This window comes from Paraburkholderia sp. J10-1 (assembly GCF_905220165.1).
Taxonomy (GTDB): domain Bacteria; phylum Pseudomonadota; class Gammaproteobacteria; order Burkholderiales; family Burkholderiaceae; genus Paraburkholderia.
On sequence record NZ_CAJMYW010000003.1, the window covers coordinates 556,589 to 569,632 of the forward strand.

A 13,044-nucleotide genomic window follows, 5' to 3' on the forward strand; every position below is an offset into this window, starting at 1 on the left:
CGATGAGCGATCGCCCCGCTTTCGCCACCCCGGCCACCCTGGCCAGCGGCTCGGCCAACATTCCCGATAGCCGTGGCATCAACTTCTACACGAGCGACCCCGGCTTCGCGCCCCTTTTGCGCGGCTATCTCGGCATCACAGCATTCAGCGCGATCGAAGCACAGCTCGTCGCGCTCGGCCAGCGTGCCTCCGACGAACTAGACGCGCTCGCGCTGGTCGCCGACAAGCACCCGCCCACGCTCGAACAACGCACGCGCAGCGGTGAAGCGATCCAGCGCATCGACAAGCATCCCGACTACGTGGCGCTCGAACGCGTCGCCTACGCGGAGCTTGGCCTCGCGGCCATGAGCCATCGCGAGAGCGCGCCCGCGCCGCTCGTCAAATACGCGCTCACCTATTTGTTCGTGCAGGCCGAGTTCGGCCTGTGCTGTCCCGTGAGCATGACCGACTCGCTCACGCGCACGCTGCGCCGTTTCGGCACGCCCGAACTCATTGCGCGCTATTTGCCGATGCTCGCCTCGCAGGACTTCGACACGCTCTACCAGGGCGCGATGTTCATGACCGAGCAGGCAGCAGGCTCGGACGTGGCGCGCATCGCCACGCGAGCCACGCACGAGCGCGGTGCAAATGGCGATGACGTATGGCGTCTTTACGGCGACAAGTGGTTCTGCTCGAACGCCGACGCCGATCTCGCGATGGTGCTCGCGCGCCCCGACGATGCGCCGCCCGGCATCAAGGGCCTCGCCTTGTTCCTCCTGCCGAAAACGCTCCCCGACGGCACGCGCAACGCCTATCGCATCGTGCGCCTGAAGGACAAGCTCGGCAGCCGCTCGATGGCGAGCGGCGAGATCGTGCTGGAAGGCGCGCAGGCGTACCTGATCGGCGAGGTGGGCCGCGGCTTTCATCAGATGGCGGACATGATCAACATGTCGCGGCTGTCGAACGGCGTGCGCGCCGCGGGCCTCATGCGCCGCGCCGTGACCGAGGCGCTGCACGTGGCGCGCAACCGCGAGGCGTTCGGCCGCAAGCTCATCGAAATGCCGCTAATGCAGCGTCAACTGCTCAAGATGATGCTGCCCGCCGAACAGGCGCGCTCGATGTTCATGCGCATCGCCACGCTGCTCACGCGCGCCGACAAAGGCGACGAACTCGCGGCGAAATGCGTGCGCATTCTCACGCCGCTGATCAAGTTCCGCGCCTGCCGCGACGCGCGCCGCGTGACCGGCGACGCCATGGAAGTGCGCGGAGGCGTGGGCTATATCGAGGAATGGAGCGACCCGCGTCTCGTGCGCGATGCGCATCTCGGCTCGATCTGGGAAGGCACGAGCAATATCGTCGCGCTCGACGTGGCGCGCGCGGCGAAGCGCGAGGGCGCGCTCGAAGCGCTGACGCAGTACTTGCATGCGGAGCTTGCCGAAAGTGGCGTGCCTGAAGCCAGCGCAGCGCTCCTGCGCGACGTGTTCGACCGTGCCGGTGCGGCGCTCGTGAGCGTGGCCGAATGCGGCCGCGACGAATCGGTGCGCCAGGCCGCGAGTGCGCTCTATCACGCCACGACGGCGGCCCTCATGACCTGTGAAGCTGCGCAGGTTTCGCAAAACACGCCTGATTACCGGCGCCTCGCGCTCGCCCATCTACTCGTGCGCCACAAGCTGCTGCCGCGCGACCCGCTCGCGCTCGACGAACGCGACGCAAGCGCCGAAACGCTGCGCGCGCTCGTGGACGAACGGGCGCTGACGCTCGAACAGGCCATGCAACTGCTCCCGGCACACTGAGGCGATGCACGATGAACACCACAAAGGAATCCGAAGCAACTACGGTGAACGGTGCGCTGCACGGCCTGCGCGTGATCGATCTGAGCCGCGTACTGGGCGGTCCGTACTGCACCCAGGCGCTCGCCGACCACGGCGCCGAAGTCATCAAGCTCGAACCGCCCGACGGCGACGAAACGCGCGGCTGGGGCCCGCCCTTCGTCGGCGATACGGCGTCGTACTACGTGGGCGTGAACCGCAACAAGCAGGGCATCGCCGTCGATCTTTCGCGCGAAGAAGGTCGCGCGATTCTCTGGCAGTTGCTCGAAGGCGCAGACGTGCTGGTCGAAAACTTCAAGCCGGGCACGCTCGCACGCTGGGGCATGGACTACGAGCGCGATCTGCACCCGCGCTTTCCGCGCCTGATTCATTGCGCGATTTCGGGCTTCGGCCCGGACGGCCCGCTCGGTGGCCTGCCCGGCTACGACGCCGTGATTCAGGCGATGGCGGGCCTCATGAGCGTGAACGGCGAGCACGACGGCCCCGCACTGCGCATCGGCCTGCCGATCGTGGACATGGTCACCGGCCTGAACGCGCTCGCGGGCATACTGCTCGCGCTGGCCGAGCGTGAAAAGAGCGGCCTCGGGCAATCGGTGGATATCGCGCTTTACGACTGCGGCGTGTCGCTCCTGCATCCGCATTTGCCGAACTATTTCGGCAATGGCCGCACGCCGCAGCGCAGCGGCAACGCGCACCCGAACATCGCGCCCTACGACAGCTATGCCACGGGCAACGCGCCCATCTTCCTCGCGGTGGGCAACGACCGCCAGTTCGCGAAGCTCTGCGCGCACCTGGGCGTGCCCGAACTCGCAAACGACCCGCGCTTCGCCGACAACCGCAGCCGCTGCGCGCATCGGCCCGAACTCAAGGCCGCGCTCGAAGCGCGGCTCGCCGCGCACGACTGCGAGCCGCTCGCGCGCGACCTGATCCAGGCCGGCGTGCCGTGCGGCCCCGTGCAGACCGTCGATGTCGTGGCCGCGCATCCGCACACGCAGCATCGCCGCATGATCGTCGAAATGGAAGGCTATCGCGGCACGGGCGCGCCCGTGAAGCTCTCGCGCACGCCGCCGACCTATCGCACGCGTCCGCCCGCGCTCGGCGCCGACACGCGCGCCGTGATGGACGCGCTAGGCATCGACGCCGACACGCAGCAACGGCTCTTCGAAGCCGGCATTGTCAAGGAGCCCGAAACAACCGTAAGCGCCTAGCGTTTCATCGAACCCCAACGGAATACAGACCGGCCCAAGCCGGCTCACCCCGATCAAGGAGACATGCATGACCCGCCCCAACGGAAATTCTGCGCGCCAGCCCGCCCGCGCCTCGCTCGCCGCCTTCGTCGGCACCACCATCGAGTGGTACGACTTTTATATCTACGCCACTGCTTCGGCGCTCATCTTCGGCAAGCTGTTCTTCCCTTCCCACGAGCCGTTCTACAGCACGCTCGCCTCGTTCGGCACCTTCGCCGTTGGCTTTTTCGCGCGCCCCTTCGGCGGGCTCGTGTTCGGGCATCTGGGCGACCGCATCGGCCGCAAGAAGGCGCTCGTCGCCACGCTGTCGATCATGGGCGTCGGCACCGTCGGCATCGGCTTTTTGCCGACCTATGCGAGCGCCGGCGCACTCGCCCCGGCGCTGCTCGTGCTGCTGCGCGTAGCGCAGGGCATTGCGATTGGCGGCGAATGGGGCGGCGCGGTGCTCATGGCCGGCGAGCATGCACCCAGGGAAAAGCGCACGTTTCTCGCCTCGTTTGCGCAACTCGGCAGCCCCGCAGGCCTGATTCTGGCGCTGCTGGCGTTTCGCTTCGTCGCGCATCTCGACCGTGACGCGCTCTTTACCTGGGGCTGGCGTTTGCCGTTCATCGCGAGCGCGGTGCTGCTCGTGGTGGGTCTGCTGATTCGATCGGGCGTGGGCGAATCGCCGGAATTCGAGGCGATCAAGACGCAGCGCCGCACCGCCGCGATGCCGATCGTCGAAGTGCTGCGCGACTCGTGGCGCGTGGTGCTGCTGTGCCTCGGCGCGAACGTGATCGGCGTGGCGGGTGCGTGGTTCGTCAACACCTTCATGCTGAACTACACCACGCAAACGCTCGGGCTCGACCGCGCGCTGATTCTCGACTGCCTCTTCGTCGTCGCGTTCATCCAGCTGTTTACGCAGCTCTTTTCCGGCTGGTTTGCGCAGCGCGTGGGCGCCGGGCGCTTCCTCGTGCTGGCCGCGGCGCTGGCCATGATTTCGCCTTACCCGATGTTCGTGCTCGTCTCCACCGGTCGGCCGGTCGCGATCGTGGTTGGCATTGCGATTGCGGTGATGTGCATGAGCAGCTCGTACGCGGTGATGGCGGGTTTCATGACGAACGCGTTCCCGGTGCGCGTGCGCTACTCGGCTATTTCGATCTCCTACCAATGTTGCGCGGCGCTCGCGGGCGGTCTCACGCCGCTCGTCGGCACGCTGCTCGCGCATGACTATCCCGGGCAGTGGTGGCCGCTGGCGCTGTTTTACAGCGCGCTGGCTGCCATTTCGCTCGTGTGTATCGCGGTGCTGCAGCGTAAGCAGTCGTCGGCCACGCAAAGCGATGTGGGCCTCGCGTTGCAGGATTAACGATCTCTGCTACGCGGCCGATATGATGGCCTCGATCAGCCCGTTCAGCGCAACGCGCCACGCTTCGCTGTGCGGGCCTTCAGTCAGCAGCGCGCCGACCACCTCCCGATGCAACGCGTCGCGTTGCTCGCCCGCGGGCAGAATAGCGCCGAAGCCCGCGAGCGACTGCGCGAGCGGAACGTTGACGTCCTCGCCTGCTGCGCGCGTCAACGCGCGCAGCAGGTCTTGCGCCGCTTCGGGCACGGCCGCAATCATGAGCATGCGCTCTTCCCAGATCACGAAGCGCGCCAGCCGCGCAAGCAGGCTTTCCGTTCCCGCTCCGCCCTCGGAGGCCGCGGTAAAGACCGGCGTCGTGTCGAGCCATTCGAGGAGGCGCGCGCCCTCCATCGGCTTGCCGATGACATAGCCCTGCGCGCCATCGACGCCGAGAATCGCGAGCGCATGCAGCAGGTCGAGCGTGTCGATGCCTTCTGCGAGCACAAGCCTGCCCAGCGAGTGCCCGAGACGCGTCAACTGGTAGATCACGCGCAGCGTATCGAGCGCGTCGTCGCCCTTCACCTGCACCATTTCCCGGTCGAGCTTGATCCAGTCGAACGGCAATTCGCGCAGGCGCGTGAGGCCGCTATGCCCGGCGCCGAGATCGTCCTGCGCGAGCAGCACGCCTAGCTCACGGAACTTCGCGAGAATGGCGCGCTGCCCCTGACTCAACGAGAGTGATTCGTTTTCCAGAACTTCCAGCGTGAGGCGTGCAGCCGGGCAACGGTGTGCGGCGAGCGCCGTGCGGGTCGCTTCGAAATAGCGGATGTCGTTGAGCGCCGCAGGCGGCAGGTTGATCGAGACATCGAGGTCGCGGCCTTCGGCGTACCAGCGTTCACGGTCGGCGAGCGCCTGATCGATGCCGCGCGCGAAAAGCGCGAGCAGATCGTCGGAAGAGAGCGCCGAGAGAAACACGTCCGGCACGAGCAGACGCTCGCCGTCGCGCAGGCGCGCCAGCGCTTCGACCTTGGTCGCCTTGCCCGTTGCAAGGCTGAGCAGCGGCTGGTAGTGCATTTCCAGCGCGCCGGTGCGCACGAGCGCCGCCCACTGCTGACGCACGCTCACCGGCACCGCGGCGCTCAGGCCATCGCTGCCGGGTATGCGCATCGCCGCGCCGCCGAGCAACGTTTGCAGCAAATCGACGAACGCCACCTGATCGGGCCCGACGAAGCCGCCCGGAAACGCGCTATACAAACACAGCACGGCGAGCGGCGGCTGCCCGGGCGCGGCCAGCGGAATCGCCACCGAAGAGCGCACGCCTTCGCGCGCCGCGAGATCGCGCCACGGCGCAACGAGCGGATCGGTCTGGTAGTTGACCACGCGCTCGGGCTTGCCGCTGCGCCACGCGCGCCCAATGGCGCCCTGCCCTTGCGGATGATCGGCGCGCACGCTGATTTCCTGATCGTGCGCGGCGAGCACATTGAGCATGCCGCCTTCGGTCTTGCCGCCCGCGCCGGCCTCGAAGTGAAAAATGCCCGCTTCGTCGGGACGGCCGATGGCGCAGGCTGTCACTTCGTCGTGCGCCGCCAGTGCGGCGATCACCTGATCGATGAAGTTCGTATAGCTGCCGGCTTCCCACACGAGACGCGTGATGCGCATCAGCGCCTCCTGCTGCGAATCCTGCACGGCCTGATACGCCTTCAGTTGCCACGCGAGGTCGGAAGTCAGGCGGCGCGCATAGAGCGAGAGCTGCTGCGTGCTCACCGTGCGGCCAACGTCCGCATAAATCAGCTCCTGCAGAATGCCGCGGCTGCGCACGAGCTCTTCCTTGTCGAGCCCGACAATGGCGTGAATACGGCCAATGCGCTGCGCCATGTCTTCGTGTTCGCGCGCGGTGAGGCCGAGGTTGGCAAGGGCAAGGAGATTCTGGACCTGGCGTGCCTTCAGGTGCGCGAGTTCCGCACCCGACAGCATTTCGAGAATACGGCGGGATTTGGGCAGGCGGCCCAGTTCCTCGTAGAAGCGGTTCACCACGTGGGCCGCGTGCTCTTGCAGCGCGCCGATCAGCGTTTTCATCTTTGAGCCTTCGATATCACCGCTCTGGCGTCACGGCCCAGATGTGCAAAATGCGCAGGGTGTCACGCCAGATTCATGGCCGTTGTGGTCACTAGCAGCCGCTCGAACAGCGATTCTGGCTCGCACAGAAGGAATGATACGTCATGCGCCGCGAGCGCTTGCGCGCGGCGGCATACAGAAGGCACATGCGTGCGCCAACAGCGCTCAACGCAAACTTCAAAGCGGCGTGAGCAGCGCCTCGCCCGCGAAGTGCCGCGCCGCGTTCTCGGCGAAGTGGCGCACGGTGGCGTTGCGCACGTCGGGCGACGTGCCGGCCACATGCGGCGTGAGCACAATGTTGTCCAATTCGATGAGCGCAGCGGGTGGATGCGGCTCGCCCTCATAGACGTCGAGCCCCGCGCCGCCGAGCGTGCCCGCTTTCAGCGCGAGTGCGAGCGCGGCCGTATCGACCACGCTGCCGCGCGAAACGTTGACGAGAAAACCTTGCGGTCCCAGCGCATCGATCACGGTGCGATCGATCAGATGCTTCGTTTGCTCGCCGCCCGGCGTCGCGATCACGAGAAAGTCGCTCCATTGCGCAAGCGCCATCACGCTCGCGAAGTAACGCGCCTGAGCGCCCTCACGCGGCTTGCGGTTGTGATAGCCGAGTTCCATGTCAAAGCCCGCCGCGCGCCGCGCGACCTTCTCGCCGATGTGCCCGTAGCCGACAATGCCAAGCCGCCGTCCCGTGACCGTGGGGCGCATGGGCAGCGCGTCGCGCCAGACACCGGCGCGGCAAGCAGCGTCGAACTGCGGCACGGCGCGCACGGCCGCGAGCAGCAGCGCGAGCGCGTGGTCGGCCACGCAGTCGGCATTGACGCCCGCGCCGTTGCACAGCGCGATGCCGCGCTCGCGCGCGTGGTCGAGCGCGATGTTCTCGTGGCCCGCGCCAAGCGCGCCCGCGAGTTCGAGCGCGGGCATGCGGTCGATTTCGTCGGCGGTGAGGCCCGTCGTGCCGTTCGTGAGCACCACGCGCACGTCCTTGCCGTGCTGCGCGACCGCTTTGGCGCGCACATCGGCGTCGGGCGCGTAGATCACATCGAATGTTTCGCCGAAGGCGGCGAGGTCCTCATCGGTCAGCACAATCAGGACCAGCAGGCGTGGCTTCATCGTTGTGTCACCCTTCTCGTTATTGTTTCGATATGCGAATCGAATGCCGCAGCGCTGGCATCACACGGCCGTCACATAGCGCGGCGGCAAGACCTCCACGCGCGGCGCGGCCGCGGCGGCTGCGGCGTCGCGCGCGCGGCGCATCTGGTCGGCGGGGCTCATGCCGAACAGGCGCTTGAATTCGCGGCTGAACTGCGACGCGCTTTCATAGCCCACGCGCGTGGCCGCCGCGCTCACGGTCAAGCCGTCGTGCGTAATGAGGAGGCGCGCATGATGCAGGCGCGTGGTCTTCACGTACTGCATGGGCGAAGTCGAGGTGACCGCCTTGAAGTGCGCATGAAAGACGGCAAGGCTCATGCCCGCCTCGGAGGCCAGCGTTTCGACGTCGAGGTCGCCGCGGTAGTCCGTGTGAATGCGCCGCAGCGCCTTCGCAATACGCCCGAAGTGGTGCTGGTGCGTGAGCGCCGCGCGAATCGCGTCGCCCTGCTCGCCCATGAGCACGCGGTAGCAGATCTCGCGCACGATCGAAGGCCCGAGAATGCGCGCCTCGTGGGACTGCGCGAGCGCTTCGAGCAAGCGCAGCACGGCGTTCGAGAGCGTGGCGTCGAGCGGCGTGGCGTAGATGCCCGAGGGTTCGGACACGGCGCGGCGCGGGTCGTCGAGCGCCATGAGCAGTTCGGCGACGGTCGTCAGATCGACGCGGATCGAAATGGCGAGAATCGGCTTCTCGAGGCTCGCCTCGGTCTCGCACTCGAACGGCATCGGCACCGAGAGGACCAGATATTGCTGGGCGTCGTAGACGAAGACCTGGTCGCCGAGAAAGCCGCGCTTGCGGCCCTGGCAGACGATGAAGATGCTCGGTTCGTACATGACCGGCCGGCGCGGGTGGCTTTCGCTGCCGCGGTAGAGCCGCACGCCTTCGACCGGCGTGTCGTGCACGCCGTCGCGCTGCGTGAGTTGCATGAGCAGGTCGACCGTGCGCGCCTGCGTGGCGGCCGCCGGCGCGATAGCCGCCGCCGCGAGGGTTTTGACGTAGCCCATATCGGTTGTGCCCCAAAAGATGAAATCAGGCAGAGAAACAGGCTTGCCAATCTATCACCGAACCGGTGGATGTGCTGCGCGCCAGGAGAATCAGGCAAGTCTTCGATAGCTTCAGGTATTCCCTGGGTGGGCCCCGATCCTTACGATGGGAACCCTGCCGCAACACCCACGCACCAGAGGAGAGCAAACCCATGTACCCAACTTACGGATATGCCGCCCGCGACGCCGCGTCGCCGCTCGCCCCGTTCGAATTCCAGCGTCGCGACCTGCGCGAACTCGACGTTCGTATCGACGTGCTGTTCTGCGGCGTGTGCCACTCCGACCTGCACCAGGCGCGCGACGAATGGCGCAACACGATCTACCCGGTCGTGCCGGGCCACGAGATCGTCGGCCGCGTGGCCGAGGTTGGCAACGGCGTCACGAAGTACAAGGTGGGCGAACTCGTTGGCGTGGGCTGTCTCGTCGACTCGTGCCGCACCTGCCCGAGCTGCGCCGAAGGCCTCGAACAGTATTGCGAGAACGGCTTTGTCGGCACCTATAACGGCACCGACCGCGTGAGCGGCGACGTAACCTACGGCGGCTACTCCACGCAGCTCGTGGTGGACGAAGCGTTCGTGCTGCGCGTGCCCGAAAACCTCGAACTGGCCGCCGTCGCGCCGCTTTTGTGCGCAGGTATCACGACGTACTCGCCGCTGCGCACGTGGGGCGCGGGTCCCGGCAAGAAGGTCGGCATCGTGGGTCTCGGCGGCCTCGGCCACATGGGCGTGAAGCTCGCGCATGCCATGGGCGCGCATGTGGTGCTGTTCACCACGTCGCCCTCGAAGATCGAAGACGGCAAGCGCCTGGGCGCCGACGAAGTCGTGATTTCGAAAGACCCGGAGCAAATGGCGAAGCACGCCAACAGCTTCGACCTGATCGTGAACACGGTGGCCGCGCAGCACGACCTCAACCCGTTCATCGAGCTGCTGCGCCGTGACGGCACGATGACGCTGGTGGGTGCGCCCGAGCACGATCACCCGTCGCCGCAAGTGTTCAACCTGATCATGAAGCGTCGCCGTCTGGCTGGCTCGCTGATCGGCGGTATTGCAGAGACCCAGGAAATGCTGGACTTCTGCGGCAAGCATGGCATTACGTCGGATATCGAAATGATCAAGATGCAGGACATCAACAACGCCTACGAGCGCATGCTCAAGAGCGATGTGAAGTACCGCTTCGTGATCGACCTCGATTCGCTGCGCAAGTAACTCGCAACTGGCGCGCAAGCATCGCGCGGGCCACACGCACCGCTCGCACTGCGCATTCGGACGTAACACCCTGCCCCGCCGGGCCATCCATTCCGGATGGCCCGCCAGCCCTTCCCCTTCGAGGCCTTCTTTTTCGGCCTCCCGTAGTCGAGCCGGCGCCCGCGTGCGCCGCCATCCAATCGTCATCGCTGTTTAACCGCTGAGCGTCGCTTTCCGCGAGACGCCGGCACCGCGAAGCGCATTCATCGCTACGCGGCTCACCCATTTTCTGCAGCAGCGCGGATTTCGTTCAAGCCTCAAGCCCATCGTTAGGAGCTCGCCCGTGATCGACCGCATCCAGGCGATGCGCACGTTCGTGCGCATCGTCGACACCAATAGCTTCACCAAAGCCGCGCAGTCGCTGGATATGCCGCGCGCCAGCGCCACCACGCTGATGCAAAACCTCGAATCGCTGCTCGGCACGCAGTTGCTCGTGCGCACCACGCGGCGTCTTTCGCTCACGCCCGAAGGCGCTGCGTATTACGAGCGCGCCGCGCAGATTCTCGCCGACATCGACGATGCCGAAGCGAGCGTGCGCCAGACGCCTGGCGCGATCGGCGGCCGCTTGCGCGTGGAGATGCCGGGCCTCATCGCCAACGCGATCGTGCTGCCCGCGCTCGACGACTTCCACGCGCGCCACCCGCAGATCGACCTCGTGATCGGCGTGAGCCTGCGTAACGTCGACCTCGTCGGCGAAGGCGTGGACTGCAGCATCCAGTTGGGCGAGCTGCCCGACTCGGGGCTCGCGGCGCGGCGCCTCGGCGTGCTCGAGCACGTGACCTGCGCGAGCCCTGCGTACCTCGAGCGGCACGGCGCGCCGCAAACGCTCGACGATCTCGCGCAGCACCCGGTCGTGAACTTCCTCTCGCCGCTCACGGGCCGCCCGTTCGAGTTCGACTTCGAGGTGGATGGCAGCCCGACCAAGGTGAAGGTGGACGGCTTCGTGCATGTTTCCGACGAGTTCGCCTACCTGACCTGCGGCCTGCAGGGCTATGGCCTGATCCAGCCGCCGCTGCTCGCGGCGCAGCCATACCTGGACAGCGGCGCGCTGCTGGAGGTGCTGCCGCAGTGGAAGCCGCTGCCCACACCGGTTTCGGTGGCGTTCGTGAAGTCGCGCCAGTTGTCGCCGCGCGTGCGCGTGTTCGTGGACTGGCTCGCGGAGCTGTTTGCGGACGCGGGTGCGATCAACCGCGACCTGTCGCGCGTACAGCAGTTATTGGGCGGCCTGCAGCCGGCCCCGGCCTGAAGCAGGCGCGCGTTCAGCGCGGCCGGGTGAGCGCCATGCCCCGCCGCGCGTGAAAACGCGCGACCGTCTCGTAGGGCAGCCACGCATCCGCCTGATACGGCGCGATGCCCGATGGATTGTGGAACCAGACGCCGCCTTCACCGCGTCCGTGCAGCAGGATCAGGTGGCCGCCCTGGCCAGGATTGACCCGCTCGGGGTAGCGGATCTCGGGGCTCACGGAGACGATGGCGAGCGTTTGCGCATCGATGCGCGCGGCGCTCGCCTCGATGCCCTCATCGGTCATCACTTCCACGCGCACGCCGAACGCGGCTTCCACCCATCCGGCGAACGGGCGGTAGATCAACCCGTCCACGCCGCCGTCTTCACGCACGCGATAGACGCCGTGCCGCAACGCCTCTTCGAGCAGCTGCGCGCGCGGCGCATGCGCAACGCCCCAATAGTCGAGCGCCGATTCGAGGCAGGTCAGGCCGCACAGGCGCTTCGCCCAGAAGCGATAGGCATCGGCCTGCGTGAAGCCGCTCGCGCGCCAGTGCGGGTCCTCGCACGGGTCGGCGCCGCGCTCGACGATGGGCGCCACCCAGTCGGCGCTGCCCCACTGGCTGTAATACGGCACGCCTTCATGGCGCCATGTCCTGCCGTTGCACACCTCGCTCAAACGATACCCCTCAATGTAGTAAGGTTGATTGGCCATGCGCGAACGCGCGGCGTTAAAAATCGTGCATCTTCCCGCAATGTCGCGAATATCGTAAGCACCGCGTAAACGGAGCCGAATAAACGCTTACATTCCCGTTATTCAGCGCCAACTTACATTTAGCTAAAATAGCGCCGTCTTTTGGTATTTGATGCGATTAGAATAGCGTGCTCCCGTGTGCAGTTTGCGCGAGGTCCAGTCATACTGGCCTCACGGCGCCACGGCATGATCTATCAGAAACTGAATCTACGAGTCCCCCCTTTTGAGCAGTATGTCGAACGTTGCCTACACAACCGACTCGGCGTCGGTCGCGGAGCGCGTACGCGAGCTGATGAGCCGTCACGGCATTGGCAAGCGTCAGCAAACGACCGAGCTGTGCCGGATTCTTGACCTGAGCTTTTCGCAAGGGCACCGCAAGCTGCGCGGGAACAGCCCGTGGACGCTCGCGCAGATCAAGAAAGTGGCTGAAGCGTTCGGCGAACCTGCGGGCCAGTTGTTCGGCGCGCAGTTGCTCGACCCCGGCATGGTCGGCGCGAGCGCTCAGGAGGCGACGCTCTGCGTGAGCGCGGCCGAGCTGCCGTGCACCGCGTGGATTGGCGCACCGGTCGAGGCGGGCAGCCGCCCCGACTTCGTCGCCTACGAAAAGCTGGGGCAGTGGCGCGTCGTGCGTCCGGACGGGGCGCTCTACCAGAACGCGCGCGAAGTCCACAAGATCGAGATCTACCCGCGCCGCGCCGAGTCCGACAAGCCGCTCATCGCCGTCGTGGACGACGACCAGTCGTCCGCCGACAACCTGCGCGACTACCTCGAGCACAGCGGTTACGCGGCGCTCGCGCTCTATGGCCTCGCGGCATTCAACGAAGCGCTCGAGAACAATGTGTTCGACGGTGTGGTGATCGACTGGCTGTTCGGCAGCCAGACCGCCGCTGAGGCGATCCGCAGCATACGCGGGTCCGAGAACCCTGATGCGCCTATTTTCGTGCTGACCGGCGAGTTGCTGACCGGCAAGGCCAGCGAGTCGGAGATCAGCCAGGTCGTGCGGCACTACAACGTGGCGTGCTATGAAAAACCAGCGCGCATGGCGATTCTCGTTGCCGATCTTTCCAAGCGGCTCAATCGCGGGTGAGGGCTGCTCGGCGCAGCGTTTTTGTTTGTTGCGGTTCCTCGCTGCTTTGGCCTTTC

The 13,044-nt window shown here is 66.4% G+C and carries 10 protein-coding genes; 6 read left to right on the forward strand and 4 right to left on the reverse strand.

The genetic code is table 11. From position 1 onward, the window contains the following. Positions 1-2 precede the first annotated feature (2 nt). The 3 genes from U5A65_RS15115 (at position 3) to U5A65_RS15125 (ending at position 4,400) form a co-directional block, all read left to right on the forward strand. The gene (locus tag U5A65_RS15115; protein WP_321946726.1) at positions 3-1,772 is read left to right on the forward strand and encodes an acyl-CoA dehydrogenase family protein; all 1,770 of its coding nucleotides are present in this window, start codon (positions 3-5) and stop codon (positions 1,770-1,772) included. An 11-nt stretch (positions 1,773-1,783) separates the two neighbouring features. Continuing rightward, positions 1,784-3,016: a CaiB/BaiF CoA-transferase family protein gene (locus U5A65_RS15120; RefSeq protein WP_321946727.1), complete on the forward strand. Its 1,233-nt coding sequence runs from the start codon at positions 1,784-1,786 to the stop codon at positions 3,014-3,016. Between the two features lie 67 nt (positions 3,017-3,083). Further along, on the forward strand, positions 3,084-4,400 hold the full coding sequence (locus U5A65_RS15125; protein ID WP_321910443.1) for an MFS transporter: 1,317 nt from the start codon (positions 3,084-3,086) through the stop codon (positions 4,398-4,400). Between the two features lie 9 nt (positions 4,401-4,409). Here U5A65_RS15125 and U5A65_RS15130 read toward each other — a convergent pair whose 3' ends face one another. From U5A65_RS15130 to U5A65_RS15140, 3 genes are all read right to left on the reverse strand, one after another. Continuing rightward, positions 4,410-6,452: an EAL domain-containing protein gene (locus tag U5A65_RS15130; RefSeq protein WP_321946728.1), complete on the reverse strand. Its 2,043-nt coding sequence runs from the start codon at positions 6,450-6,452 to the stop codon at positions 4,410-4,412. Between the two features lie 216 nt (positions 6,453-6,668). Beyond that, positions 6,669-7,601 carry a 2-hydroxyacid dehydrogenase gene (locus U5A65_RS15135; RefSeq protein ID WP_321946729.1) on the reverse strand — a complete coding sequence of 311 codons (933 nt, stop codon included), beginning with the start codon at positions 7,599-7,601 and terminating at the stop codon, positions 6,669-6,671. A gap of 60 nt (positions 7,602-7,661) precedes the next feature. Then, positions 7,662-8,642, reverse strand: coding sequence for an AraC family transcriptional regulator (locus tag U5A65_RS15140; protein ID WP_321946730.1), 981 nt, complete (start codon positions 8,640-8,642; stop codon positions 7,662-7,664). A gap of 191 nt (positions 8,643-8,833) precedes the next feature. Between U5A65_RS15140 and U5A65_RS15145 the strand changes: the two genes are divergently transcribed. Both U5A65_RS15145 and U5A65_RS15150 read left to right on the forward strand, forming a co-directional pair. Next, positions 8,834-9,886 (forward strand): NAD(P)-dependent alcohol dehydrogenase, encoded by a 1,053-nt coding sequence (locus tag U5A65_RS15145; protein WP_321910438.1) that lies wholly within the window; start codon positions 8,834-8,836, stop codon positions 9,884-9,886. Positions 9,887-10,208: 322 nt separating this feature from the next. Then, the gene (locus U5A65_RS15150) at positions 10,209-11,171 is read left to right on the forward strand and encodes a LysR family transcriptional regulator (RefSeq protein ID WP_321910436.1); all 963 of its coding nucleotides are present in this window, start codon (positions 10,209-10,211) and stop codon (positions 11,169-11,171) included. Between the two features lie 13 nt (positions 11,172-11,184). Here U5A65_RS15150 and U5A65_RS15155 read toward each other — a convergent pair whose 3' ends face one another. Then, complete coding sequence (locus tag U5A65_RS15155) at positions 11,185-11,862, reverse strand: C39 family peptidase (protein WP_321910434.1); 678 nt, start codon at positions 11,860-11,862, stop codon at positions 11,185-11,187. Positions 11,863-12,133: 271 nt separating this feature from the next. Here U5A65_RS15155 and U5A65_RS15160 point away from each other — a divergent pair, with 271 nt between their 5' ends. Beyond that, positions 12,134-12,988, forward strand: a complete 855-nt coding sequence (locus U5A65_RS15160; protein WP_321910432.1) for a helix-turn-helix domain-containing protein — start codon at positions 12,134-12,136, stop codon at positions 12,986-12,988. The last annotated feature ends 56 nt before the right edge of the window (positions 12,989-13,044 follow it).

Bases quoted from the DNA above. Each gene is read 5' to 3' on its own strand.
- U5A65_RS15125 (WP_321910443.1), top strand. From the start codon at position 3,084: ATGACCCGCCCCAACGGAAATTCTGCGCGCCAGCCCGCCCGCGCCTCG.
- U5A65_RS15140 (WP_321946730.1), bottom strand. From the start codon at position 8,642: ATGGGCTACGTCAAAACCCTCGCGGCGGCGGCTATCGCGCCGGCGGCC.
- U5A65_RS15135 (WP_321946729.1), bottom strand. From the start codon at position 7,601: ATGAAGCCACGCCTGCTGGTCCTGATTGTGCTGACCGATGAGGACCTC.
- U5A65_RS15115 (WP_321946726.1), top strand. From the start codon at position 3: ATGAGCGATCGCCCCGCTTTCGCCACCCCGGCCACCCTGGCCAGCGGC.
- U5A65_RS15130 (WP_321946728.1), bottom strand. From the start codon at position 6,452: ATGAAAACGCTGATCGGCGCGCTGCAAGAGCACGCGGCCCACGTGGTG.
- U5A65_RS15120 (WP_321946727.1), top strand. From the start codon at position 1,784: ATGAACACCACAAAGGAATCCGAAGCAACTACGGTGAACGGTGCGCTG.
- U5A65_RS15145 (WP_321910438.1), top strand. From the start codon at position 8,834: ATGTACCCAACTTACGGATATGCCGCCCGCGACGCCGCGTCGCCGCTC.
- U5A65_RS15155 (WP_321910434.1), bottom strand. From the start codon at position 11,862: ATGGCCAATCAACCTTACTACATTGAGGGGTATCGTTTGAGCGAGGTG.
- U5A65_RS15160 (WP_321910432.1), top strand. From the start codon at position 12,134: ATGTCGAACGTTGCCTACACAACCGACTCGGCGTCGGTCGCGGAGCGC.